This is a genomic window from Mesorhizobium sp. B2-4-1, assembly GCF_006442185.1.
Lineage (GTDB): Bacteria > Pseudomonadota > Alphaproteobacteria > Rhizobiales > Rhizobiaceae > Mesorhizobium.
Genome location: NZ_VFVN01000002.1, coordinates 74,868 through 100,646 on the forward strand (window position 1 = coordinate 74,868; position 25,779 = coordinate 100,646).

25 protein-coding genes are annotated in these 25,779 nt (G+C 61.6%); 14 read left to right on the forward strand and 11 right to left on the reverse strand.

Annotated elements, in window-relative coordinates; genetic code table 11:
• Positions 1-184: 184 nt before the first annotated feature.
• The 5 genes from FJ949_RS04950 (at position 185) to FJ949_RS04970 (ending at position 7,379) form a co-directional block, all read left to right on the forward strand.
• Positions 185-673, forward strand: a complete 489-nt coding sequence (locus tag FJ949_RS04950; protein ID WP_140493739.1) for an NUDIX hydrolase — start codon at positions 185-187, stop codon at positions 671-673.
• 108 nt (positions 674-781) lie between these two features.
• Positions 782-1,093 (forward strand): PilZ domain-containing protein, encoded by a 312-nt coding sequence (locus FJ949_RS04955; protein WP_140493741.1) that lies wholly within the window; start codon positions 782-784, stop codon positions 1,091-1,093.
• A 666-nt stretch (positions 1,094-1,759) separates the two neighbouring features.
• Positions 1,760-5,527 carry a vitamin B12-dependent ribonucleotide reductase gene (locus FJ949_RS04960; protein WP_140493743.1) on the forward strand — a complete coding sequence of 1,256 codons (3,768 nt, stop codon included), beginning with the start codon at positions 1,760-1,762 and terminating at the stop codon, positions 5,525-5,527.
• Positions 5,528-5,739: 212 nt separating this feature from the next.
• Positions 5,740-7,095: a DUF5677 domain-containing protein gene (locus FJ949_RS04965; protein ID WP_140493745.1), complete on the forward strand. Its 1,356-nt coding sequence runs from the start codon at positions 5,740-5,742 to the stop codon at positions 7,093-7,095.
• Positions 7,096-7,172: 77 nt separating this feature from the next.
• The gene (locus FJ949_RS04970) at positions 7,173-7,379 is read left to right on the forward strand and encodes a type II toxin-antitoxin system HicB family antitoxin (protein ID WP_140493747.1); all 207 of its coding nucleotides are present in this window, start codon (positions 7,173-7,175) and stop codon (positions 7,377-7,379) included.
• A 271-nt stretch (positions 7,380-7,650) separates the two neighbouring features.
• Here FJ949_RS04970 and FJ949_RS04975 read toward each other — a convergent pair whose 3' ends face one another.
• The 9 genes from FJ949_RS04975 to FJ949_RS05015 form a co-directional block, all read right to left on the reverse strand.
• Positions 7,651-8,733: a GH25 family lysozyme gene (locus FJ949_RS04975; protein ID WP_140493749.1), complete on the reverse strand. Its 1,083-nt coding sequence runs from the start codon at positions 8,731-8,733 to the stop codon at positions 7,651-7,653.
• 169 nt (positions 8,734-8,902) lie between these two features.
• The gene (locus FJ949_RS04980; RefSeq protein ID WP_140493751.1) at positions 8,903-9,688 is read right to left on the reverse strand and encodes a phosphodiester glycosidase family protein; all 786 of its coding nucleotides are present in this window, start codon (positions 9,686-9,688) and stop codon (positions 8,903-8,905) included.
• A gap of 132 nt (positions 9,689-9,820) precedes the next feature.
• Entirely contained in the window at positions 9,821-10,447 is a 627-nt protein-coding gene (locus FJ949_RS04985; RefSeq protein ID WP_140493753.1) for a transglutaminase-like cysteine peptidase, read from the reverse strand.
• A 209-nt stretch (positions 10,448-10,656) separates the two neighbouring features.
• Entirely contained in the window at positions 10,657-11,529 is an 873-nt protein-coding gene (locus FJ949_RS04990; protein WP_140493755.1) for an undecaprenyl-diphosphate phosphatase, read from the reverse strand.
• Positions 11,530-11,780: 251 nt separating this feature from the next.
• On the reverse strand, positions 11,781-11,978 hold the full coding sequence (locus FJ949_RS04995) for a hypothetical protein (protein ID WP_140493757.1): 198 nt from the start codon (positions 11,976-11,978) through the stop codon (positions 11,781-11,783).
• Between the two features lie 233 nt (positions 11,979-12,211).
• Positions 12,212-12,607 (reverse strand): GFA family protein, encoded by a 396-nt coding sequence (locus FJ949_RS05000; RefSeq protein ID WP_140493759.1) that lies wholly within the window; start codon positions 12,605-12,607, stop codon positions 12,212-12,214.
• A gap of 148 nt (positions 12,608-12,755) precedes the next feature.
• Positions 12,756-13,712: an alpha/beta hydrolase gene (locus FJ949_RS05005; protein ID WP_140493761.1), complete on the reverse strand. Its 957-nt coding sequence runs from the start codon at positions 13,710-13,712 to the stop codon at positions 12,756-12,758.
• Positions 13,713-13,919: 207 nt separating this feature from the next.
• Positions 13,920-14,168 carry a ParB N-terminal domain-containing protein gene (locus FJ949_RS05010; RefSeq protein ID WP_006206067.1) on the reverse strand — a complete coding sequence of 83 codons (249 nt, stop codon included), beginning with the start codon at positions 14,166-14,168 and terminating at the stop codon, positions 13,920-13,922.
• A gap of 128 nt (positions 14,169-14,296) precedes the next feature.
• Positions 14,297-15,256 carry a LysR family transcriptional regulator gene (locus FJ949_RS05015; protein WP_140493763.1) on the reverse strand — a complete coding sequence of 320 codons (960 nt, stop codon included), beginning with the start codon at positions 15,254-15,256 and terminating at the stop codon, positions 14,297-14,299.
• A gap of 135 nt (positions 15,257-15,391) precedes the next feature.
• On the opposite strand from FJ949_RS05015, the gene FJ949_RS05020 reads away from it, so the two are divergent.
• From FJ949_RS05020 to FJ949_RS05060, 9 genes are all read left to right on the forward strand, one after another.
• Positions 15,392-16,174, forward strand: coding sequence for an ABC transporter substrate-binding protein (locus FJ949_RS05020; protein ID WP_140493765.1), 783 nt, complete (start codon positions 15,392-15,394; stop codon positions 16,172-16,174).
• 62 nt (positions 16,175-16,236) lie between these two features.
• Positions 16,237-16,884, forward strand: coding sequence for an amino acid ABC transporter permease (locus tag FJ949_RS05025; RefSeq protein WP_140493767.1), 648 nt, complete (start codon positions 16,237-16,239; stop codon positions 16,882-16,884).
• Between the two features lie 11 nt (positions 16,885-16,895).
• Entirely contained in the window at positions 16,896-17,555 is a 660-nt protein-coding gene (locus tag FJ949_RS05030; protein ID WP_140493769.1) for an amino acid ABC transporter permease, read from the forward strand.
• Positions 17,552-18,316, forward strand: coding sequence for an amino acid ABC transporter ATP-binding protein (locus FJ949_RS05035; RefSeq protein ID WP_140493771.1), 765 nt, complete (start codon positions 17,552-17,554; stop codon positions 18,314-18,316). Before FJ949_RS05030 ends, FJ949_RS05035 begins: the two co-directional genes overlap by 4 nt.
• Before the next feature lie 8 nt (positions 18,317-18,324).
• On the forward strand, positions 18,325-19,965 hold the full coding sequence (locus FJ949_RS05040) for a N,N-dimethylformamidase beta subunit family domain-containing protein (RefSeq protein WP_140493773.1): 1,641 nt from the start codon (positions 18,325-18,327) through the stop codon (positions 19,963-19,965).
• A gap of 1 nt (position 19,966) precedes the next feature.
• Positions 19,967-21,352 carry an aspartate aminotransferase family protein gene (locus FJ949_RS05045; RefSeq protein WP_140493775.1) on the forward strand — a complete coding sequence of 462 codons (1,386 nt, stop codon included), beginning with the start codon at positions 19,967-19,969 and terminating at the stop codon, positions 21,350-21,352.
• A gap of 4 nt (positions 21,353-21,356) precedes the next feature.
• Entirely contained in the window at positions 21,357-22,286 is a 930-nt protein-coding gene (locus tag FJ949_RS05050) for a 3-keto-5-aminohexanoate cleavage protein (protein WP_140493777.1), read from the forward strand.
• A gap of 52 nt (positions 22,287-22,338) precedes the next feature.
• The gene (locus FJ949_RS05055) at positions 22,339-22,845 is read left to right on the forward strand and encodes a GNAT family N-acetyltransferase (RefSeq protein WP_140493779.1); all 507 of its coding nucleotides are present in this window, start codon (positions 22,339-22,341) and stop codon (positions 22,843-22,845) included.
• On the forward strand, positions 22,842-23,870 hold the full coding sequence (locus tag FJ949_RS05060) for a histone deacetylase family protein (RefSeq protein WP_140493781.1): 1,029 nt from the start codon (positions 22,842-22,844) through the stop codon (positions 23,868-23,870). Before FJ949_RS05055 ends, FJ949_RS05060 begins: the two co-directional genes overlap by 4 nt.
• A gap of 133 nt (positions 23,871-24,003) precedes the next feature.
• Here FJ949_RS05060 and FJ949_RS05070 read toward each other — a convergent pair whose 3' ends face one another.
• Both FJ949_RS05070 and FJ949_RS05075 read right to left on the reverse strand, forming a co-directional pair.
• On the reverse strand, positions 24,004-25,071 hold the full coding sequence (locus FJ949_RS05070) for an aldo/keto reductase (RefSeq protein ID WP_140493785.1): 1,068 nt from the start codon (positions 25,069-25,071) through the stop codon (positions 24,004-24,006).
• A 121-nt stretch (positions 25,072-25,192) separates the two neighbouring features.
• A complete protein-coding gene (locus FJ949_RS05075) occupies positions 25,193-25,660 on the reverse strand; it encodes a hypothetical protein (RefSeq protein ID WP_140494990.1) in 468 nt (155 codons plus the stop codon).
• Positions 25,661-25,779: the final 119 nt, after the last annotated feature.

Genomic DNA, 25,779 nt, shown 5'->3' on the forward strand with positions numbered 1-25,779 from the left:
TCGAGCCGCAGGGAAGTCTCATCCACTAGGCAAGGGGTCTCGCGAGGCTGGCTGGCGCGCGGAAATCGGCGTCTATTGGCGAAAATCGGCCATCCTGATGAAAGTTTTTACTTTTATTGCCGATAATTAGCCGTAAGATTCGTGAGACGGCAAACGATTCTGGAGGCTGGGGCTAGCTTCTCCGATGCTGACGAGGCCAACGACGCACAACCATCTGGCCGAAAGGGTCCGGCGACTCTTCGGCACCGCGCCGTGCCGTCTGCAGGTAGCCGCCCTGCCCTGGCGCGAAACCGGAAACAGCGTCGAGATCATGCTGATTACCAGCCGCGATACCGGCCGCTGGGTGCTTCCGAAGGGCTGGCCTGAAGCCAGGGAGCCGCTTTGCGAAGCCGCGGCGCGCGAGGCTGTCGAGGAAGCCGGACTGCGCGGGACGATCTCGCATCTCGAGGCCGGCCGCTACTTCTACGCCAAGGCCCTGGCCTCCGGCGAGGAAGTGCCATGCGAGGTATTGGTGTTCCCGCTGCATGTCGACAAGGTCGCCGACCATTGGAAGGAAAAACGCTCCCGCACCCGCAAATGGGTCAGTTCGAGCGAAGCGGTGCGCATGGTCAACGAACCGGATCTTTGCCAGATCATCGCCTATTTCTGCGCCGACCCGCGTCGGTTTGCCTGAACCCGGGACCGGCCGCGCCACCAAGCAGCTCGGACGGGGGCGCCTGCGGCGTGAATGCTTTTCTAATGAAGACGTAATAGGATCTGATCCGATCCTGGCGTTTTACCGATGACAAATCCCGCAAATCCCAATCCAGAGAGATCCGACGAGCACAAGCGCGAGCATCGCCAGCGCGTGCTCAAGGGCGGCACGATCATCACGGGCATCTCGAATTCGGAAGTTGGCTGCACGCTGCGCAATCAAAATGAAGGTGGCGCCGAACTCAAGGTTCCGCCCGAAGCAACGATTCCGGATCATTTCCTTCTCTATGTGCCCGTCGACGGCATCGGCTATCGATGCGAGGTCCGCTGGCGCCGCAACGGCCGGATCGGGGTGCACTTCACCGGAACCGAGCCGAAGCCCAGGACGCATTACGGCTGATCCGCGACGTCGGATGCGCCAGATGGTCTGTGCCTGGATCACGCCCCGGAGCCGTCGCGAAGCCTGACAAGCGCGTCTTTGTCCCCTCGGCCGGGGGCTACCGCGGCAGCTCCATTCTATCCCCGTTATCCACATGTGTGACACACAAGATGTTGAGGTCACAAAAGCTACGCAAACGAATCCTTGACGGCGCAAAACGAGTCGCCTTTTATAGGCCATGCGCTCCTGTTGAGAGCGCGACCGGAAAGTTCTGAGCCCGGTCTTTTTCCCGGATTATGTGCGTTTTTCCCCACATTTCCGCCTGTTTACGAGGCTGGCGGAAGCGTTGGGATTGTGGGGCGTGGGCGATAAAAGGGAGAATTGTCGGACTGGAATAAATTGTCTGTTAACACTATATTTAGTGTTTGCAGGCAGGTTCGACGCTAGATAATGTGAATTTCCCTCGAGTGAGGGAATCGGAAAAAATCAGTTTTGAGGGACCCGCGGGTTCGTCGGTGAGTTGGACAGGCGCTTCGCAAGAAGTTTGACCAGCAAGGCGGACGAAGACCGCGAAAATGGAGAGCCGGCCGTTTTCGAACGCCGGCAGACGGCGGACATGCGCGTTTCGCATTGGGAGCAGAAATCTCCTGACGAAAGCGCTATATATAGACAAAAGGGACCGGACCAATGCGCATCGAGCGTCGTTTCACCAGACAGGGACAATCGGCTTACGCGGAGATCGAATTCCGCAAGGCGCTCTCCGAGATCAAGAATCCGGATGGCTCGGTGGTGTTCCGCTTGGACAATATCGACGTGCCGGCGCAATTCTCCCAGGTCGCCGCCGACATCCTGGCGCAGAAATATTTCCGCAAGGCCGGCGTCCCCGCGCGGCTGAAGAAGGTCGAGGAGAACGATGTTCCCTCCTTCCTGTGGCGCTCAGTCGCCGACGAGGCCGAACTTGCCAAGTTGCCGGAAGCCGAGCGCTACGGGTCCGAGATCGACGCCCGCCAGGTCTTCGACCGGTTGGCCGGCACCTGGACCTATTGGGGCTGGAAGGGCGGCTATTTCAAGTCGGAGGAAGACGCGCGCGCCTTCCGCGACGAGCTTGCCTACATGCTGGCCACCCAGCGCGTGGCGCCGAACTCGCCGCAATGGTTCAACACCGGCCTGCACTGGGCCTATGGCATAGACGGCCCGAGCCAGGGCCACTTCTATGTCGACCCGTTCACCGGCAAGCTGACGAAGTCGAAATCCTCCTACGAGCACCCGCAGCCGCATGCCTGCTTCATCCAGGGCGTGCAGGACGACCTCGTCAATGAGGGCGGCATCATGGATCTGTGGGTGCGCGAGGCGCGCCTGTTCAAATACGGCTCGGGCACCGGCTCCAATTTCTCGCTGCTGCGCGGCGAGGGCGAAAAGCTGTCCGGCGGCGGCCGTTCGTCCGGCCTGATGAGCTTCCTCAAGATCGGCGACCGCGCCGCGGGCGCCATCAAGTCGGGCGGCACGACGCGCCGCGCCGCCAAGATGGTCATCGTCGACGCCGATCACCCCGACATCGAGGAATTCATCGACTGGAAGGTCAATGAAGAGCAGAAGGTCGCCTCGCTGGTGACCGGCTCCAAGATCGTCAAGAAGCATCTCGAAGCGATCATGAAGGCCTGCGTCAACTGCGAAGGCCATGACGACGACTGCTTCGACCCCGCCGTCAACACCGCACTGAAGCGCGAGATCAAGGCGGCCAAAAAGGACGCGGTGCCGGAGAACTATATCTACCGCGTCATCCAGTTCGCCAAGCAGGGCTACACCTCGATGTCGTTCAAGACCTACGACACCGACTGGGATTCCGACGCCTACCTCACCGTCTCCGGCCAGAACTCCAACAATTCGGTGTCGCTGAAGGACAATTTCCTGCGCGCCGTCGAGGATGATGCCGACTGGCATCTCACCGCCCGCAAGGACGGCAAGGTGCTGAAGACGCTGAAGGCCAGGGATCTCTGGGAAAAGATCGGCTACGCCGCCTGGGCGTCGGCCGATCCGGGCCTGCATTTCAACACGACGATGAACGACTGGCACACCTGCGCCTCCGCCGGTGCGATCCGGGCCTCCAACCCGTGCTCGGAATACATGTTCCTCGACGACACGGCCTGCAATCTCGCCTCGATCAATCTGCTCCCCTACCGCAATGCCGACGGCACGATCGACATCGCTGCCTATGAGCATACGGTGCGGCTATGGACCATCGTGCTGGAAATCTCGGTCATGATGGCGCAGTTCCCGTCGAAGGAGATCGCCAAGCTCTCCTACGACTACCGCACGCTGGGCCTCGGCTATGCCAATATTGGCGGCCTGTTGATGACCTCGGGCATTCCCTACGATTCCGATGAGGGCCGCGCCATCTGCGCCGCGCTCACCGCCGTCATGACCGGCACCGCCTACGCCACCTCGGCCGAGATGGCGTCCGAGCTCGGCGCCTTCCCCGATTACGACCGCAATGCGCAGAACATGCTGCGCGTCATGCGCAATCATCGCCGCGCCGCCTATGGCGACAAGGACGGCTACGAGAAGCTGGCCGTCAACCCGGTGCCGCTGGTCGCTCCCGACCTCAAGCAGCAGGAGTTGGCGACGCACGCCAAGGCTGCTTGGGACCGTGCCATCGAACTCGGCGAGGAGCATGGCTATCGCAACGCGCAGGCGACCGTGATCGCGCCGACCGGCACGATCGGTCTGGTTATGGATTGCGACACAACCGGCATCGAGCCCGACTTCGCGCTGGTGAAGTTCAAGAAGCTCGCCGGCGGCGGCTATTTCAAGATCATCAACCGCGCCGTGCCGGAAGCGCTGCGCACGCTGGGCTATTCGGAAAGCCAGATCGCTGAGATCGAGGCCTACGCCGTCGGCCACGGCAATCTCAACCAGGCGCCCGGCATCAACCCCGGCTCGCTCAAGGCCAAGGGCTTCACCGACGACAAGATCGCGGCGCTCAACGCGGCGCTGAAGTCGGCCTTCGACATCAAGTTCGTCTTCAACCAGTGGACGCTCGGCGCCGACTGGGTGAAGGAGACCTTTGGCTTCACCGACGAGCAGCTCAACGACTTCTCGTTCGAGATGCTGCCGGCACTGGGCTTCTCCAGGAAGGACATCGAAGCCGCCAACATCCATGTCTGCGGTGCGATGACGCTCGAGGGAGCGCCCTTCCTCAAGGCCGAACACCTCCCCGTGTTCGATTGCGCCAGCCCCTGCGGCAAGATCGGCAAGCGCTCGCTGTCGATCAACAGCCACATCCAGATGATGGCGGCGGCACAGCCCTTCATTTCCGGCGCCATTTCCAAGACCATCAACATGCCGAATGACGCCACGGTGGAGGACGCCAAGAACGCCTACATGCTGTCGTGGAAGCTGGCGCTGAAGGCCAACGCGCTCTACCGCGACGGCTCGAAGCTCTCGCAGCCGCTCAATGCCTCGCTGCTCGCCGATGGCGAGGAGGACGAGGACGAGGCGATCGAACAGCTGGTCGCCGCGCCTGCCGCGCAGCGTGCGGTGCAGGTCACCGAAAAGATCGTCGAGCGCGTCGTCGAGCGTCTCTACCGCGACCGCGAAAAACTCCCGAACCGCCGCAAGGGGTATACGCAGAAGGCGGTCGTCGGCGGCCACAAGGTCTACCTGCGCACCGGCGAGTTCGACGACGGGCGTCTCGGCGAGATCTTCATCGACATGCACAAGGAAGGCGCTGCCTTCCGGGCGATGATGAACAATTTTGCCATCGCCATCTCGCTCGGCCTGCAATATGGCGTGCCGCTCGAGGAATTTGTCGAAGCCTTCACCTTCACCAAGTTCGAGCCGGCCGGCATGGTGCAGGGCAATGACGCGATCAAGAACGCGACGTCGATCCTCGATTACGTGTTCCGCGAACTTGCCGTGTCCTATCTCAACCGCCACGATCTCGCCCATGTCGACCAGTCGGATTTCGACAAGACGGCACTTGGGCGCGGCATCACCGAAGGCAAGGCCACGCCCTTCTCCAAGGGCCTCTACCGCGGTGCCTCGCCGGTCAAGCTGGTGTCGGGCGCCGAACCCAAGGGATTCGGCGGTTCCGCCCCGGCCACGGCCCCTGCCCGCGTGGCGCCGACGGCCTTCTCCGGCTCCAACGTACTGGCGCTGAAGCCGGCGAGCGACGAGGCCATCGCCTACAAGCGCGACTATGAGGAACGCGCCAGGGAACTGGTCGAGGACATCGCCGAGGAGGAAGCCGAAGCCTCCGGCGTCGAGGGGCTATTCTCCGACGCCGCCGCGCACGAGGCCGCCGAGGCCAAGGCACTTGCCGCCACCCGGCGCCAGCAATCGCTGATGCAGGGCTATACCGGCAACGAATGCTCGGAATGCCACAACTTCACCATGGTGCGGAACGGCACCTGCGAGAAGTGCGATACGTGTGGAAGCACGAGTGGGTGCAGCTGAGGCCTGTGAGATTACTGTAAAAACGCCGGAAATCGGGATCTAATAGTGCCGTCATGAAGAAAAGCAGACGGCACACGGCGCTTGGAAAGCGTTCCAAACACGGTCAAACGGTTAGGTCGCCTTTCCACGCGCTCGGCAACAAAGTAAGTTGGTCGTCGTGGAAGGATGACTTTCTACCAAATGTACTCTGGGCGTGCGTTGCGACCGGGGTAATGGACCGCGATGTCTATCTCGATCTATTCCGTAGAATCGGAGTGCGTGCCCGCAGCCGATGGAAAGATACGAAATATGTCTCTCTGACTCATACCGGTCTGTCGTCGACTGATTATGCCGATTTTGAATATGCTTTTGACCCTCTGCGGAATATCAAGGGCGGGTCGCAGATTTCTAACGCCATCGCATCGATAGGATCGATGCCAGACCGCGATCATTGGCAGAAGTTTCATGCGATAGAACCAGATACCGAGAAAGCGTGGGAAGCGCTTGCCCACGGAATTATGGCCTGTATAGACCATCAATCTCAACAATCCACCGACGTGAGATGGCTTAAGGTCGCTTATTTGGCCATATGCGGCCGATTGGTGCTTCCAAACGAAGAGCTTATTGAGGAGATACGCCTTTATCCTGACAAAGGCGAGATGACAAAAGTCCGACCGATGATCCGAGCCACGGAGATGTCGATCAGAATGATGGAGATGGAGGCAGAAAGACCTTCTGAAGCCCCACTCTTTCCTGTGGAAGCATTCTGGTCCGAGCTATATACAAGCACTAAATGCTTCGTAGCCTCTCCAAAGAAATCAACTACAGAAGATATTATCAGCCTCACGAAAGAACTTAGTTCAATTGCTAATGACGTAATGAGTCATTTTTATCAATGTTCCAAAAATACCGGTATAGATCCACGATTAGATGGTGCTTTTGGATTATGTCTCTACAATTTGCACTTGGCTATCGAGCTTGCGGCGCTTCCATCTAATTTTTTATCAAGCGGGCGCATTTTGCTTCGCTCGATTGTTGAGGCCTGTATCACACTTCGATATTTGACGGCGAAGGACGACGCAAGCCTATGGAAACAATATAGAAACTATGGAAGTGGGCAAACAGCGTTAGCTTTTCTCAAGACAATTGATCTAGACGATGCGCCCTCGTACGTTGATCTTGAAGCATTGGAAATGCTAGCTAACGAAGACGCTTGGTTTGAAACCCAGGATATTTTAATTGGAGCGTGGGACAAAAAATCGCTTAGGGAGATGGCAATTGAATGCGATAGAAAGGATCTTTACGACAAATACTACGACTGGTTGTCAGGGTTTTCTCACGGGCACTGGGGCGCAGTTCGAGATACCTCATTTACGATCTGCCTAAATCCGATGCACAGATTGCATAGAATTCCTATTTTTGGCCACGTGAAGCCGTCGGTCCTGCCAGACGTAAGCAAGCTAATAAACTTAATATTGGACGATCTTAATCATTTGTATCCAAGCTTCAAACCAAGAATTAAGTGGCATAAAACCAATAAGCCGACCGACAAAGTATCTAAGAAGCCGAAATCAAAAACCGCAGGCTGACCAGATCGGCTGGCGTGTGAGCCGGAACGTAGATGAAGTTGCCGTCCTCAAACGGTTCGGTTTCACGGAGTGAGGGCATGCGCTACGCCGTGGTGATTGAAAAAGCAGGCAACAATTTCTCTGCTTACGTTCCGGATTTGCCCGGCTGCATCGCGACCGGTGCCACTGTACCTGAGGTGGAACCCGAGATTCGCGACGCAATCCGCTTTCATATCGAGGGCTTGCGAGCCGATGGGCTGGATGTGCCCGAAAGTGTGAGCCTGGCGGAATATGTAGAGGCATAGAGCCCGGCAAATGGGTTCGCAGCGGGGCGCCGCTGCAAGTGCCGGAGTCCCGCTGTGGTGCGGAATGATTGATCATATAACCATCGAAGTGAGCGACTGCACTCTTCGTCGAGGGCACGGAATGGATCCTCGGGTCAAGCCCGAGGAGGACGAAGGCGCGGGGCGAGCCTCTTCGCTAAGGGAAAGGGTGAGCGGGTGGTTAGCGAAATCCTGAAATAGCCTCTGACAGCCGATCAGGCGGCGCAAAAGCGACTGAAACGGAGCCGACGGTTTAATCCGCGTCGGCCACCATCTGCCGGCCGCCGGCCCAGGCGCGCCATTGCCGTTCGTCGCCGTGAAAAACGTTGAGGTCGATGCGGCCGGTGACGCCATGCGATAGGCCGGAGCCGGAATATTGCCAGAACAGCCATTTGCGGCCGGGATAGACCTTTGAGGGGTGCTGCGCCACGGCGCGCAGCCAGAATGAATAATCGAGGAATTCGCCCCGAAGATTGTCGCGGTAGAAATCGGGCGCCGTGTAGATGATGGGTCGCTGGCCGTAATGGCGCTCAAGCTTGTCCATGAACACCCGCATCTTCTCCAGCACCTTTTCGCGCGACGGGCGCCGCTTACAGCTGGATTCGCCGTTCCATTCGACGTCAATCACCGGCGGCAAGGCGCCCTCGACCCTGGGCACGTTGCGGATGAACCAGTCGGCCTGCTCGCCGGCGGTGCGGCACCAGTAGAAGAAGTGATAGGCGCCGCGCTTCAGCCCTGCGGCGTCGGCGTTGCGCCAATTCCTGGTGAACATCGGATCGAGATGGTCGCCGCCGTCGGTCGCCTTGATGTAGGCGAAGTTGGCGCCTTGGGCGCGCAGCTTCTCCCAGTTGACGTTGCCTTGCCAGCGCGACACGTCGACGCCATGCACGGCAAGGTGGCGGGGCGAGGAGCGGCCGAAATTGATCGGCTTGGCATCGCGAAAGCCGTAGCGCGTGACAGGCCCGGCCAGCATCGGCGGTGCCGCCCGTGACAAGAGCTTCGGCGGCGATACAAGCGCCGCCGGCTCGACGACCGGCGGCTCGACGCTGTCCGGCAGGTCGGGCGCCGGAAACGCCACCGTCTCTTCCTCCGCCAGGCCATAGGGCCGGACATTCTCGTCCACCGGCGTGGCTTCCGCCACCCTCCGTTCGGCTGCCATTCTCCGTTCGGCCTTGGTCACTGGGGCGGATGCGATCGGCGCGCTTGGTCGCACCACCGAGTTGGTGATCTCGTTCGACGGCTTCTGGATGTCCAGCGCGTCCATGCCGGATGTCGACGAGCAGCCGGCAAGGCACAGCGTTGCGATCACGAAACTGACGGCGCCTGGTAACCGCATCTGGACCTGTACTCAACACAACAGACCGAGGGCAACGGCCGACGGACAAACCAGGTCTAGTTATGAACGAGAAATTACCAATAAAGATTGAATCAAGTTTTTAAGCATGTTGGGCACGGTTGCGGGTTTGGGCCGCGCGACGACAAGCGCAATCTACGCCTGCCCCATCCTATCGCCTGAAGACGCCGATCATCGGCCCCAGGTTCCAGTAGTCGTCATTGCGGCCGATGGCCGGCGCGAGCAGGCTCGATATCGACCCGTCGAGGAACAGCGCATTGTCGCAGCCGAGCCCGTCGCGAAACAGGCGCGCGAATGCATGGAATGTCACCGTGCCATTCGAAATGGCGAAGACGACGACGCCGTCCTTTCGCACCCCGACACCGTCGCGCGTCTTGCGCGAGGTGCTGTCGGCCCGGAATTTCTGGTGCAACTTGCCGTCGATCACCAGCATCGGCCCGGACTGCGTGGCATAATCGGTGGGCGGACGCTTCTTTAGGAAATCCCTTGTCGCGCGGACCGCGGCCTTGCCGTCGCTGATGTAGAAAATACCATTGGGCTGGAGCGAAAAATTGCCTCTTTCCGACCCGACCTTCGCTGAGGCCAGTTCCTGCCCGCGCTCGACATACAGGCCGACCGGCGCGAGATTTGGATGGTACATTCCGGCATTGATGGCGAACAGCATCGTGCGCCCGGCCCGCCGCTGGGCGTCGTCGAGATTGTGCAGCGATTGATAGGGCTTGCCGGCCGGATCCTTCCAGAACAATTCGATCCGGTATTGCCTGGGATCGACCTCACAGACCAAGTAGCTGGTGGCCTCGAAGACGAAATCGCGGCATGGCGGCAACGAGGCGAGCCATTGGCCCAACCCCATGCCGATCGCCGCCGCCGACGGCAGCGCGGTCTTGATCAGCGCGAGCAGTAATGGCGCGGATTGGAGGACAGTCAAAAGATCCATGCGCGCACCGGATTTCCAGTTCCAACGAGCCGCCGCCAGCATTCGCCGGCACGACGCAAGAACGGTCCCAAGCGGGAATGGATCAAACGGCCAAGGTCGAAGTGCGGCTGCCGACGCAAGACATCGGCGACATCATTGAACAGAGCTGACGAGCCGCTCGTCGCCGCCAAGGATGGAAACCCAGCGACCGCTGTTGTCGCTCGCCTGTCTCTTCAGGTAGCGATAGCCTGTCTGGTTCCAGAGGCGAACCTTGTCGCTGAGATTGTCGAGGACGAAATCGCCCTTGTCGGTGCGCACCGTAAGCACTGCGTGGCCTTCGCCGTCGGGCTTGCGCACCACCGTCATCAGCAGATTGGCAATGGCAATGCCGGCGGCCTGGAGTTCGCGCTGCTTTTCAAGCGCGTAGTCTTCGCAGTCGCCAAACCCGTTATCGGGGTAGGCCCACCACTCATCCTTGCCGTAGTTGTCCATGTCGCTCATCGGCTTGACGCGGGTGTTGACCGAGAGATTTACGGCGGAAATTTCCCGCAACAGCTGGCCGGTCATGCTCTCCGGAGCGTTGGCGGGCGAGCGGATGGAGCATTCGGCAGAATGGACCTTGCAAAAATCATAGTGCCCGATCGGCTGGGAGGTTTGCCCGCCGATGGTCATGGAAAGCGGTCCCGCATTCGCCAAACCCGCGGCCGAACAAAAAGCCGTCAGCGCCAACGCAAACCCCAAACTCCTCGCCTTGCGGCGCCAACCCACCGAGGATGCCATACGGCCCCACCCATCTATTTTTGTTAACAGAACGTTAAAGATGGATTTTGCCTGGAGTCAATGAAGGCGGCCGATCACATCTTTGGCGATCGACGCATGCCCGACCGGGGTTGCGCCGAAGCAACACCGGCTCGCACGTTCCTGGGGTTGCCTTTTAGTCCCTTGTCTGAAGCCGGCGGAAAACCGCTGCGCGCTTTTCCGGGATTGCTTCAGGCAAGCCATCCCATCGCCAGGGCCAGCAGCAGGGCGATGCCGAGCACGCCGCGATAAATGACGAAAGGCCAGGCTGAGAAGCGTTCCAGCACGCGCATCAGGCCCCATATGGCGAAGAAGGCGGATAGCGAGGCAACCACCAGGCCGACCGCGAGGATCGACCAGCCATGGGCATCGAGATGGGCCTTGTGCAGTTCCCAAAGCTCCTTGAGACCGGCGAGTGCGATGGCCGGCAGCCCAAGCAGGAATGAAAAGCGCGCCGCTTCTTCCCGCTTGAAGCCGAGCCCCAGTGCTGCCGTCAAGGTCGAACCGGACCGCGAGACGCCCGGGATCAATGCGCCGATTTGGGCGATGCCGACGAGCAGCGCATCGGCCATGGACGCCTGGCCCATGGTTCGCGCATGGCGGGCACGGAGTTCGGCCAGCGCCAGCAGGAGTGCCATCACGATGCAGGCCCAGCCGATGACCCCGAGGCCGCGCAACGGCGAATTGCAGGCGTTGAGCATACCAGACAGAGCCACGCCGGCGATGACGATCGGGATCGTCGCCAGCACGATCCAGAGCGCCAGCCGGAAATGTCGGTCGGCCAAATCGCGCCGTTTCAAGGCACTGACCGAACCGGACAGGATGTCCCTGACATCGTTCCAGAAGTAGCTGATCACCGCGGCGAGGGCCGCAAGCTGCATGGCGGCGGAGAAAGCGGAGCCGGGATCCTGCCAGCCCAGCACCGCCGGGACGACGCGCATGTGGGCGGTCGAGGAAATCGGCAGCAGTTCGGTGATGCCTTGCACCAAGCCGAGAAATGCGACCTTGGCGTAGCCCAGGCCGACAAAGCCCATGTCCATCCCTTGCATGCAGCTGCCGGCCATGTCGAATTCCATATATGAGAGATCGAGTGCGCTGAAGACGACCGCTGGCGATCGGCCCGGGCAAGCCATACCGCCATGGGCCGGAAAATCAATTTACGGATTTGTGAACTGGCGCCCGGGAATGGGTCACCGAGTGCGGAAGGCGTGTCGAATATCAACACCGCGCCGCCTCGGCGCGCTGGCAGCGCCAGGCAGTGTCCAGACCGGGCCGGCGGGCCGGTCTGCAAAAACTGGAGGAAATCACGATGCGATCAGGGGCACAGCCAGAGTTTCTGGCACGCCCTGGCGATCACGTGCGCCGGCGGGACAACCGGCTCCTCGACGGAAGGCCGACGCGCCCGTTCGAGCAGCATGCGCACCTGTTCCGGGCGCACACGATCGCGCTCCATCACAAGCAGGACCATCGGATCGCTCAAAAGCTCGTCCAGGGTACTGATGCTGTCGTTCATCCGTCGTCTCCTCGAATGCCGGCCCGCACCGGTTAAATAGGAAGACAATGATGGCTCGCCAATGACGCTTTGCCGGCTTTCGCGTGACTGTTTCGGTTATTTCGTGACTGTTTCGTCATAGTCGCGTAACTTCACCCTTCTGTTGGCCCGCTTCATCCGGTACGGCTCATCGGTTTCGGCGCTCAAGCGCAGATCCACCTTCTTTCATAAGGCGGGAAGGGAGGCCGGAGGCCTCAGGCAGGCGGCGCGCGTTCGTGCTGCGGCAAGCCGTCATCGAGCACCACCCAGGGCTGCTTGGAGGCGGTCCAGATGTGCATCTGCGGCTTGAAGACGGACGGATCGTCGAGTGACCCGGTGGTGACGCCCATGATGCCGGCGGCATCGCGCCGCGAAAACATCGTCGTACCGCAGCTTGGGCAAAACCCGCGTTTAATATCCGGCGAGCTGTTCGCGGTCGCCAACGGCCCTTCGACCGTCACATCGTCGATGCGAAACAGCACACGCGCATTGAAGGCGGCGCCGATCGCCTTTTGACAAAGCCGACAATGGCAGATGCGTTCGTTGACGGGCTCGACGTCGGCGCGATAACGCACCGCCCCGCACAGGCATCCGCCCTGATAGCTAGCCATTGCCGTATCCATTCCCGAGAAGATTTGATGCGAGACTATCGAGGCCGGATATCGGGTCAATTCAAAAGCATTGATACGATCCCATCGACTGCAGCGATAAAACTGCCGGCCGCCTCAAGGGAGACCGCCGGCAGCCAATGCCGGCAAGCTATTCGGTTTCGCCGACCACCTCGTCCCAGCTCTTCACCTTGGTCTCGCCGTTGAGGAACGGCAGCGCGGCGGCCGTCAGCTCTGGAGCGAAGAAGACGTCGTAGTGGGTGCGGTTGGGCAGGATCGCCAAGCGGTTCCGCGACAGGTTTTCACGCATCCAGCCGGCGTCCTTCAAACCGCCGCCGAGCATCTGGTAGAACTTGATCTCGTGCTCGGGCTTGTACATGTCGCTGTCGCCGTAGGCCAGCATGACCGGCATCTTCAGCTTGGGAACATCGGCCGAGTAGTCGTAGTTCTGGCGCATGAAGTTGCCGAGCGTGTCGAGCAGCTTCGGGAACTCCTCGGGATGCGGCGCCACGGCGACGTAGGATTTGTACATCGGCGTGTCCTTCATGAAATCGGCCGCTGCCGCGCTCACTTGCGCCTGCTGCGGGCGCATCTCGTCATAGAAACCGTCGGCGGCATAGCCGGTCGAGACCAGCACAAGCCGGCGCACCGCTTCGGGGTGCTGGACGGCCATCCGGAAGGCGACACCGCCGCCCAGAGAATAACCCATGACGTCGACCTCGCCGTAACCAAGCCGTTTGACGATATCAGCCATGTCGTCGCCCATCGCCTCCAGCGTGAACGGCCGGTCGCCAAGCGCGGTGCGGCCATGGCCTTGCAGGTCGACGGTGATGACAGTGCGATGTTCGGCAAGCTTCGGCAGAATGGGGGCGAACATGTCCGCTGTGCCGAGACCGCCATGCAGCAGAAGCAGCGGCTCGCCTTTGCCGTGGACGGCATAATAGTAATTCAGGCCGTTGATCGGCAGCAGGCCGGATTTTTCAGGCTTCGGCGGTGTCTTCGCTTCGGTCGTCATGGCAGATTTTACCTCGTTTGCGTTGGCGATGCCCGGACAGGCGAGAAGCGCCGCGGCCGAAGCAAGAATGGCGAAAAGCAGGGCTTTGGACATATCGATCTCCTCCAGTCTGTCCGTGTGTCGGTGCGTTCTTGACCTGGCTGGTGCATCGGCCCCAACCTGGGCGAAAACCGATCGAGAATATTGGTCTGACCCGGCTTCCGTCCCAAGGACGAACCAGCGAAATGCAAACCGACATCATCAAGGAGAAATTCCGGGGCTTTCCCGTGGATGGGGATCAACGGCGAAATCGAGGACGCGTCAGTGGCGCTTGGCTTGCACCAGATAGGCATCGATCTCGGTCTCGCCGAGCCACTTGGCCGCTTCCAGCCGATGCAGGCCTTCTACCAGGATATGACGCTTGCCGTCGTGACGGACCTGGATCGGCATCTTCATGCCATTTTCCAGAATGTCCTCGGCGAGATGACGGACCGTCTCGGGATGCAGCGTCTTCTTACGCGCCGTCGGCACGTAGATGTCGTCGACCTTGACCTTCTGCACTCTGAGCATGTCGACCCCCCGAGCGGAACGCCGCCTTGTCCTGAGATAGTCGCTTTGTTGACGAGGGCCAAGGGCGTGGCGACGAATAGGGCGGAGGCAACCGGGTTTGTCTGCCGCCGCGCAGTCGATATTGCGTATCAGCCTTTGTAGATACGGTCCTCGAGCGGCGTCTCGGCAATCAGCGCCTGCAGCCCTGACAGCAACGCCTTCTCGGCGCGGTTCATCGCCTTGTCCGGATTGACCAGCAGGAAGATATCGATGGCCGGCGGCGCATCATAGGGCGGCAGCCGCCACAGCGCGCCGTCGGCCACATCGCGCCGCGCCACATGCAGCGGCAGCGGGCCGATGCCGAGCCCGGCGACGATCATGCGCCGCACCTCCTCCAGGCTCGACGAAACGCCCACGACATCGGCGTTCAGCCGTGCTTCGCTACGCAACAGTGCGACCGGCCGCAGCGCATCCGAAATATGGTCGGTCTGGAACGATACTGACGGCTCGTCGCGGAGATCGGCGAGTGTCAGTCCGGTTTGCCCATAGAGCCTGTGCCGCGGCCCGCAAAAGAAGCCGAAGAACTCGCGATAGACCATGTCGTATTGCAGCGCCGGATCGCGCTGGCTGACCAGGCAGACGCCAAACGAAGCACGGCGCTCCCTCACCTGCTTGGCCACTTCGGTGCTTGCCGCGACCGAAATGGTGATGCTGGCGCGCGGATAGTTGCGGTGGAATTCCGACAGCGCCCGATCGAACAGCGGCGAGACCACATGGCTGGCGGTCGCGATCATGACGTGGCCGGTGACATCGTCGCTGATGCCGCGCATCAAGAGCGGCAGCTGCGATATGGTGCCGAACACCTCGATGCTCTGCTCGTAGAGAAGCCGTCCAACCTCGGTGAGCTCGAAGCGCGTCGCATCGCGTTCGACCAGCCGCCGGCCGACCCGGTCTTCCAGCCGCCGCAGCGCATTGCTGACGCTTGGCTGCTTGAGGTTCAGCCTCTCGGCGGCACGCGTGATGCTCTTCACCTCCGCGATGACGACGAATGTCCGCAAAAGGTTCCAGTCCAGATCCCAGACCAGCCGTTCGGGGCGCGGCAATGCCATTCCTGATATCTATGCTCCCTATTTCCATTATCTATTTGCGCAATGCTACCGCAAAGGCAATCATTGCCGTCAGGAGTGCGCCCCAACGCCTCCCAAGAACAAGCCTTCGCGCTCCATCCAGAGGACAGGTTTCAAATGAACAAGGTATTTTCCGGCATTGCCGTCGCGGCGCTGCTGTTTGCGTCTTCCTTCGCTAACGTCTCGGCCAGGGCCGATGACCTCGAGAAGGTCAAGGCGGCGGGCGAATTGAAGATTTCCATGAGCGGGCAGTATCCCCCCTTCAACTTCGTCAACGACCAGAACGAGGTCGTCGGCTTCGACGCCGATATCGGCAAGGCCATCGCCGAGCGTATCGGCGTCAAGGGCACCATCATCACGACCGCCTGGGACGGCATCATCGCCGGCCTGCTCGCCAACAAATACGACACCGTGGTCGGCTCGATGACGATCACGCCGGAGCGTGAGAAGGTGGTCGATTTCGTCGGCCCCTACTATCACGCCGGCCGTGCGGTTTTCGTCAACCAGGATTCCAAGGTGCAGAGCCTCGACGAACTCAAGGGCAAGACCCTTGGCGTGACGCTCGGCGAAACGCATGAGAAATGGGCGCGCCAACAGGGCGGCTGGGACATCCGCACCTATAAGGGGCTGCCGGAATTGCTGCTGGAATTGAAGGCGGGCCGCGTCGACGCCATCGTCGTCGACAACATTCCGGTCATGGTCGCCGTCAAGGAGACCGGCGAGAAGGTACGCAAGCTCGACACGCCGGGTATCGAAGGCGGCAGCGTCGCCATCGGCATCGCCATCCGCAAGGACAATCCCGAGCTCAAGGCCGCCATGCAGAAGGCGCTGGACGGCATGATGGCCGATGGTACCTACGAGAAGATATCGATGCACTGGGTCGGCAGCGACATCCGCTAACTTCGCCAGGCTTCGGCGGTCCAGGCCGCCTGAAGCCGAAAGCCACTGCGCCGGGCCATTCCATGGATTTCTCCTTGATGCAGCGCGTCTTCCCGTTCTTCGTGGAAGCCGCCTTGGTGACGCTGGAACTGACAGCGCTGGCCCTGGTTCTGGGGCTGGCCGTGGCAGCACTTGCCGCGACCGCAAGAATGTCGAGATCGGCGATCCTGCGGGCCGTCGGCACGCTCTATGTGAGCCTGTTTCGCGGCACACCGTGCCTGATCCAGCTCTTCGTGCTCTATTTCGGCGGCCCGCAGATCGGCATCAATCTGGATCCGTTCGCGGCCGGCGTGATCGGCCTCGGCCTCAATATCGGCGCGTATATGGCGGAATCAATCCGGGGCGCGGTGGTGGCGGTCGACCGCGGCCAGACGGAGGCGGCCCGCACGATCGGATTCGGCCGGTTCCAGACCTTGCGCAAGGTGGTGCTGCCGCAAGCCGCCAGGCTGATGATCCGCCCGCTCGGCGTCAACACGGTTGCGCTGCTGAAAGGCTCGGCCCTGGTGTCCACCATCTCGGTCGTGGAATTGACCTACACCGCGCAGCGCTTCATCGGCTCCACCTACAAGCCGTTCGAAATCTTCGGCGTCGCGGCCCTGCTCTACATGATCATGGTCTATGCCGTCGCCCGCATAGTCGACATGCTCGACAAACGCTTCGCGATCGTCTGAGGCAGAACACGATGCAAGGCCTGGATTTCACAGTCATCGCGCCCTACTGGGATCTTCTGCTGACCGGCGCCTGGTGGACATCAGTGCTGACGGTCTCGGCGGGAGCGCTTAGCTTCGCCGGCGGCATCTTCTTTGCGGTTGTCGTACTCTACGCGCCGGCAATCCTGGCCTACCCCGTGCGCGCCTTCATGTGGGTGTTCATGGGCACGCCGCTGCTGTTGCAGCTCTTCCTGATCTATTTTGGCCTGGTGCAGGTCGGCATCGACATCCCTGCGCTTGCGGCCGGCATTGTCGGCCTTGGACTGCATTTTGCCGTCTACAATGCCGATGTCATCCGCGCAGGCATCGTGGCCGTCGATGTCGGCCAGACGGAAGGTGCGCGCAGCATCGGCTTCGGCAAGTGGCAGACGCTGCGCCATGTCGTGATACCGCAGGCCATCCGCAACACGGCGCCGCCGATCGGCAGCAATTTGATCGCGCTGTTGAAGGAATCCTCCATCGTCTCGGTCATCGGCATTGCCGAACTGGTTCACTCGGCGCAACTGGCGATCAGCGAAACGTTTCGCCCTTTCGAATTCTACATCACTGCCGCCGCGCTCTACTACATTCTCAACCTCGCACTCGAAGCGGCCCTGCATCGGTTCGAAAGACATGTGGAGGTTTCCCGATGAGCACGCAGCGGCCGATGGTCGAGGTCCGCGGCGCACGCAAATCGTTTGGCGCCGTCGAGGTCCTCAGAGGTATCGACCTATCGGTCGAACGTGGGCAGATCGTCGCCATCATCGGCCCGAGCGGCTCCGGCAAGAGCACGCTGCTGCGTTCCATCAACCATCTCGAGGGTTTGAACAGCGGTGAGGTCTGGCTGGACGGCCTGCAGGTCAACCAGAAGCTGCATGGCCAGGCGTTCGAAAGGCACATCAACAAGGTGCGCCAGCAGATGGGCATGGTGTTCCAGCACTTTAACCTGTTCCCGCATTTGACCGTGATCGAGAACATCACGATGGGGCCGGTGATCCTGAAAAGCATGCCGAAAGCCGAAGCTCGTGCGCTGGCGCTTGGTCTTTTGTCCAAGGTCGGGCTCTCCGACAAGATCGACGCCTATCCCTCGCGTCTTTCGGGCGGGCAGAAGCAGCGCGTCGCGATTGCCCGCGCGCTGGCCATGCAGCCCAAGGTGATGCTGTTCGACGAGGCCACCTCGGCGCTCGATCCGGAGCTGGTCGACGAGGTCAACGCGGTGATGAAGCAGCTTGCCGCCGAGCACATGACCATGCTCATCGTAACGCACGAAATGCGCTTTGCCGGCGAAGTGGCCGACAGGGTGCTGTTCATGGATGGCGGCGTGGTGGTGGAAGAAGGCCCGCCGGGCGACATCTTCCGCGCCCCGCAAAAAGAACGCACCCGCACCTTCCTCAAGAAATACCTTTCCGCCTGAGTACGACGATGACCAGATTGACCACTGAATTCCCCGATTTCGGACTGACGCCGGAGCAGCGCCGGCACGCAGTGCGCGGCCACTATTATGAGTGGCCGGGCATGGATGGCGAGCGCGGCGAAATCTGGTGCTACAGCGACCGCTTTTCCTACCGCGCCGGCGAGACAGTGACGCTGCATGTCAGTTCGACGGCTCCGTCCTTCAGCATGACGATCGTCCGCGACGGCGGCACCGAGACAAAGGTGTTCGAGAAGTCCGGCATTGCGGCGCGTTGGCAGGAAAGTCCAGACCAGTGCTCGGCCGAAGGCTGCGGCTGGGAAGCCTCGTTCGAATTCAGCGTCGGCAGCGACTGGCCGTCCGGCGCTTACCGGGTGACGCTGACTGCTGAAGGCCGCGACGGCAAGCCGATCCAATCCCATCATCTTTTCATCGTCGCGCCCCTGCCCGGCAAGAAGCCAGGCCGTGTGCTGCAGGTGGCGGCGACAGGCACCTGGCTCGCCTACAACACCTGGGGCGGCTCCAATCACTACCAGGGCATCACCGGGCCGGACCGTAACGAATATTCTCCGATCGTCTCGACGCAGCGCCCCTGGTGCCGCGGCTTCGTCGTGCTGCCCAAGGAGGCGCCGCGTGTGCCGTTGGAAGTCGCGGTGCCGCCGAAGACAGTGCCGCGCTATCCACACATGGAATGGGCGCTCGCCACCGGCCATTCGAAGAAATACGCATCGTCGGGCTGGGCGAGCTATGACAGCCACTTCTTCCGCTTCGCCGAACGGGCGGGCTACGCCGTCGATCTCGCCAGCCAGCACGATCTGCATTTCTCGCCCGACATTCTCGATGGCTACGACTGCGCCGTCTTTGTCGGCCATGACGAGTACTGGACCTGGGAAATGCGCGATGCGGTCGACAGCTACGTCGAACGTGGCGGCCATGCGGCGCGCTTCGCCGGCAACTTCATGTGGCAGACGCGGCTGGAGGATGAAGGCCGGCGGCAGGTCTGCTACAAATACCGCGCCCGAGCCGAGGACCCCGCCTATCGCGGCGGCGACGTCACCCGCGCCACCAATTCCTGGGAGGCGCCCGAGATCGGCCGGCCGGGTTCGGCGACCTTCGGGCTCAACGCCACACGCGGCCTCTATGCCGGATGGGGCGGCTGCGCGCCACGCGGCGTGCGCGGCTTTCCCGTGTATCGGCCCGAGCACTGGGCCTTTGCCGGAACCGGCATCTACTATGGCGACCTGCTTGGCGCCGACAGCCATGTCTATGGCTATGAGGTCGACGGGCTGGATTTCGAAATCCGCGGCGGCCTTCCCTACCCGACCGCGACCAGCGGCGCACCGGACGGCTTGCAGGTTCTCGCCGTCGGCATGGCCAGCCAGGTCGAGGAAAGCGCCGATATCCCGATCGAGGATCAGTTTCTCACCGACGAGGATGGTCGCTTCAGCGCCGAGACGCTGTTCGGCGATCGGAGCGACGCCAATCTGGAAAAAGTCAAACGCGGCAACGGCATGATCGTCAATTTCCCGCGCGGCAAGGGCGAGGTCTTCCACGCCGGAAGCTGCGAATGGGTCGCCGGCCTGCTGAGGCAGGACCCGATGGTCGAACGCGTTACCCAAAATGTCCTCGATCGTTATCTCGGAAAGTCCTGACATGTCGAAAGCCCAGACCGCCGCCCCGGACACCGAAGCCCGGCGCCAATCGCATCTGTTCTATCTCTCCAGCCTGCGCCGGCCGCTGATCGACCGTGCCGAGGGCATCTATATGTGGACGCAGGACGGCCGCCGCTTCATCGACGGATCAAGCGGCCCGATGGTCGCCAATATCGGTCATTCCAACCGCAATGTGCTCGACGCCATGAAGCGGCAGATGGACCGCGCCACCTTCGCCTACCGGCTGCATTTCGAGAACGAACCGGCAGAAGAGCTGGCGCGTGAGCTGGCCGGCAAGCTGCCCGAAGGCATGGATCGCATCTTCTTCGTCTCAGGCGGCTCGGAAGCGACCGAATCCTGCATCAAGCTGGCGCGGCAGTGGGCGGTGGCCACCGGCCAGGCCAGCCGCTGGAAGGTGATCACGCGCTTCCCCTCCTATCACGGCGGCACGCTGGGTTCACTGTCGATCACCGGCGACTACGCGCTGGCCGAGACCTTCACGCCAATGATGCGGGTGATGCCGACCGTGCCGGCACCGGCGGCCTGGCGCGACCGCGACAATCTCTCGATGGAACAGCGCGGTCTCCGCTATGCCGACATGCTGGAGGAGAAGATCCTGGCCGAGGGGCCGGAGAGCGTGGTCGCCTTCATCATGGAACCGATCGGCGGCGCGGCGACAGCGGCGCTTGTCGCGCCGGACAGTTATTATGGGCGCATCCGCGAAATCTGCGACCGCTACGGCATCCTGCTCATCCATGACGAAGTGATGAGCGGCGCCGGCCGCACGGGAAAATTCCTCGGCGGCGACCATTGGAACTGCAAGCCGGACATCGTCGCGCTATCAAAAGGCCTGGGATCGGGTTACGCGCCGCTCGGCGCGCTGGCGGCGCCGATGCGGCTGGTGCAGCCGCTGCTCGCCTCCGGCGGCTTCCAGCACGGCCATACCTATGCCGGCAATCCGCTCGCCTGCGCCGCAGGGCTGGCCGTGCTCGGCGAAATGGACCGCCTCGACCTGATCGCCAATGCCGCCGCCATGGGCGATGTGCTGATGGACGGATTGCGAGAGCTAGCCGAGCGCTTCCCGTTCATCGCCGACGTGCGCGGCAAGGGCCTGCTCACCGGCGCCGAGATGCTTGCCGATCCCGAAACGCTGCGGCCGATCGACCAGAGCAGGAAGGCGACGCAGCGCCTGCTCGACCTCGCCTATGAGCGCGGGCTGATCATCTACGGCCGCAAGGTCAAGGGCGGTGTCGACGGCGACAATTTCATGGTCGCACCACCGATGATCGTCACCAGCGAGCAGGTCGGCGAGATCATCTCCATCATCGGCGACTCGCTCGAAGTCCTGGCTGCCGAACTCGACCTTCCGGTCGAAGGCCGGGGATAAAACAATGGCGCCGAGAAAGGTCATCATCACCTGCGCCGTCACCGGCTCGGTGCATACACCGTCCATGTCGCCTTATCTGCCGGTAACGCCGGAACAGATCGCGGCGGATGCCATCGCCGCGGCCGAGGCCGGCGCCTCGATCCTGCACTTGCATGCCCGCGACCCAAAAGACGGACGGCCTACGGCCGATCCGGACGTGTTCATGCAGTTCCTGCCGCGCATCAAGCAGGCGACGTCGGCGGTGATCAACATCACAACCGGCGGCTCCTCCCTGATGACGCTGGACCAGCGGCTGGCGGCACCTTTGCGGGCCGAGCCCGAAATGTGTTCGCTCAACATGGGCTCGATGAATTTCGCGCTGTTCCCGATGCTCGACAAGCCAAGGGAATGGCAACACGAATGGGAACCGAAGCTGCTGGAAGCCACACGCGACACAATCTTCAAGAATACCTTCGCGGATATGGAGGGCGTTCTCGAGAGACTGGGCAAGGGCTGCGGCACGCGTTTCGAATTCGAGTGCTACGATGTCGGCCATCTCTATTCGCTGGCGCATTTCCGCGACCGTGGGCTGGTGTCGGGGCCGCTGTTCATCCAGTTCGTGCTGGGTATTCTTGGCGGCATTGGCGCCGATCCGGACAATCTCATCCACATGAAGCGCATCGCCGACAAGCTGTTCGGCGACAGCTACCAGTTCTCGGTGCTGGCCGCGGGCCGCCACCAGATGCCGCTGATCTCTATCGCCGCGGCCATGGGCGGCAATGTCCGTGTCGGGCTCGAAGACAGTCTCTACGACGGCCGCCAGCTGGCGAAATCCAATGCCGATCAGGTGCGCCGTATCCGTGGCATTCTCGATGGACTGTCGCTGGAGGTTGCCACCCCGGCCGAAGCACGCGACATGCTGGCGCTGAAGGGTGGCGACAGGGTAGCGTTTTAATGCGACTGGCTGAGATGATAGTGCTCCGTCACACCTTGGCTCCCTGCTTGCCATGACAAGTCCGGAAAAAATCCTCCTCCGCCCCGGACGAATCGAAGACGTCGAAACCATCCATGCCGCAATTCTGAAGCTCGGCACCCATATCGGCGCGCCCGAAGAAATCGTCTCAACGCCAGACGATCTCAGGACCTGGGGCTTTGGCGAAAGACCTGCCTTCTCGACCCTGATCGCCGAAGTCGATGGCGAATTCGCCGGACTGTGCCTCTATTTCCCGATCTTCTCGACCTGGATGGGGCGGCCCGGCGTCTATGTGCAGGACCTCTATGTCGAGGACCGGTTTCGCGGTCGCAGGATCGGCGAGCGCCTGCTGCGGCGCGTCGCGGCCGAGTGCCGCAAGCAAGGCGGCGCTTATCTCAGATTGTCCGTCGATACCGACAATGAGAGCGCAAAGGCCTTTTATGAACGGCTGGGCATCGCCTGGTCGAGCTACGAGCAGACGCAGAAGATCATCGGCGACGCCTTCTTCGCCTTTGCCGACGCGCCGGAGAAAAAAGAATGAAAGCCTTCTACGCGCAGGAGCAGAAGCGCCACGACCCCAAGGCTTTCCTTTCCAGCGGCGCCCCGCAGCCCAATCCGGAAAAGCCGGAGCGCGTCGAGAGATTGTTAGCAGGCGCAAAATCGGCCGGCTGCACGATCGAGCGGCCGCGCAATCACGGACTTGGTCCGGTCGCGGCGGTGCACACGCCCGAATATCTCGATTTCCTGGAGCATATCTACACGCGTTGGCAACGCATCGAGGGTGCCTCGGCGGAAGTGATCCCCAACATTCACCCGATCGTGCGCAACGGCTCCTATCCGGCCTCCGCGGTCGGCCAGGCTGGATACCACATGGCCGACACGGCCTGCCCGATCTCTGGCGAGACCTGGCAAAGCGCGCTGTGGAGCGCCTGGAGCGCGGTCGAAGCGGCGGAAGCGGTGATGGCGGGCGCGCCGGCCGCCTATGCGCTTTGCCGCCCGCCCGGTCACCATGCGTTCGCCGATGTCGCCGGCGGCTTCTGCTTCATCAACAATTCGGCTGTGGCGGCGCAGGTACTGCGCAAACAGGCGGCACGCGTGGCGATCCTTGACGTTGACCTGCATCACGGCAACGGCACGCAAGGCATTTTCTATGGGCGGCCCGACGTGCTCACCGTCTCGCTGCATGCCGATCCGGTGCGGTTTTATCCGTTCTTCTGGGGCCATGCTGACGAGCGCGGCGAAGGCCCCGGCCTCGGTTATAATTTCAACCTGCCGCTGCCACGCAAATCCGCCGACGCGGCGTTTCTGGAAGCGCTTCAGGTGGCGTTCCAGCGCATCCGCGCCTTCGCGCCCGACGCGCTGGTCGTGGCGCTCGGGCTCGACGCGTTCGAGGGTGATCCGTTCGGCGGGCTTTCGGTGACGACGCCAGGTTTCTCGCGCATCGGCGAAGCCATCGCCAAGCTCGGCCTGCCGACGACAATCGTCCAGGAAGGCGGCTATCTCTGCGACGAACTCTGTGACAACCTCACCGCTTTCCTGACCGGGTTCGGCACCAAGGCACGCTGACAGGTCGAGCTGCGCCTGAGACCTCCATCGGTCAGAGCGAGAGCGGGAAATTTTCCACGCAATGTTTCGATCGGAAAATCCACCATCGTCTCCATCGCGCTGTTATTCCCAGATAATTCAACTTCCGAGTCGATCAAGGACAGGGATTGCCGACCCGCTGATGAATGGCGTCCACTGCCTTCTGCATCTCTTCGGTCCAGACAACCTCCACTGAAGACAGCGCCATTTCCAACTGCGAAATGGTCGTCGCGCCAATGATGTTCGACGTGACAAAGGGCCGGCTCGATACATAGGCGTTGGCGAACAGCGCCGGCTCCAGGCCGAAGGAGCGCGCCAGCTCGTTGTATTCAAGCTGCGCCTCTGCGGCATTGGGGGTCTCGTAACGCTGGCCGCGGTTGAAGAGCTGCGAGCGCGATCCCTGCGGGCGCGCGCCGTGATCGTATTTGCCCGAGAGATAGCCCTGCGCGAGCGGCGAATAGGCAAGCAGCGAGACCTCTTCCCGATCGCAGACTTCGGCGAGGTTCACCTCGAAGGTCCGGTTGACCAGATTATAGGCGTTCTGAATCGAGGCGACCCGTGGACCAATAGCTTTGTCAGCCTCTGCAATGAAGCGCATGACGCCCCAGGAGCTCTCGTTGGAGAGACCGAAATGCCGGATCTTTCCGGCCTTCATCAGTTCATCAAAAACGGCAAGCGTCTCCGCGATCGGCGTTTCACCGGTCGGCGCCCCGACGGAATCAGCGCGGCGCGCCACGGCGCCGACGCGCGTCGGATTGGCGCCCCAGGGTATGTCCCGCTCCGGCCAGTGGATCTGGTAGAGGTCGATATAATCCGTGCCGAGCCTGATCAGCGATTTGTCGACGGCATCGAAGATATCGGCGCGCACAAGCTGCGACGGCCTGTCGCCGCGAAACCAGTTGTTTGCGGTGCGGCCGACGACCTTGGAGGCGAGTATCACCTTGTCGCGGTTGCCCTTTGCCTTCATCCAGCTGCCGATGATCTTCTCGGTCCGCCCTTGCGTCTCCGCCTTGGGCGGGATCGGGTAGAGCTCGGCAGTGTCGATGAAATTCACCCCGCGCGAAAAGGCCAGGTCCATCTGAGCGTGGCCGTCGGCTTCGGTGTTCTGCTGGCCCCAAGTCATCGAACCGAGGCAGATCTGGGTGACAAGAAGATCGGTCCGACCGAGACGGCGTTTGTGCATGGAAGTGTGCTCCGGCGGGAAAAGTTTGCGCGGCTGCGCGGGGAAGGAAGTTTCATCCTACAAGAAAGCAGAGGCGCTCTCCAAGCCTCGGCAAGCCGACTTTTGCGTGAACCAGACTGCGCTAGCGGCGAGCCCCTGCCAGGGCGCGCCGCTTGGCCTCGTCGATCAGCATGTTGGCCACCTGCATGCGGATCATGGCGCGCTGGCGCAGGTGCGGCGCGACGCGATCGGGATGGTTGGAAAAGGCGAAACTGCGGCGCATGCGACCAAAGTCGGCGACAGCCTTAGGCGTGTCCAATCCCAATTCCACGGCAATCGATTCGGGATCGATCGGAGGCAGTTTTTCTTCGGGCCTTGTCTCTTCGCCCGCAAGTGCCAGCTTCGCATGATCGAGCAGAGCCGCGAATTCTGCGGCGAGATCCGCGCCTGCCTCGCGATATTCCGTGGCAAATCCGCTGCCAGAAACCTTGATGCGGCCCGAATGGAGCTCGTCGGCGACGGAAAGATAGTCAAACGGAATCGACGGGCGAGTGGCGGCCTCTTCGCCTCCCCCGTCCTTGTCGGAGGCGACGAAGAGATCATCGAGCAACGAAGCGAAATCCCGCTTGGCGCTGGTAACGATGTCAGCCTCCCCAGTCTCACGGTGTGTCCGAGACATCCACCTTAGGGTCCGCTCGTTAAAAATGCATGCCGCCGATTTAAACAATT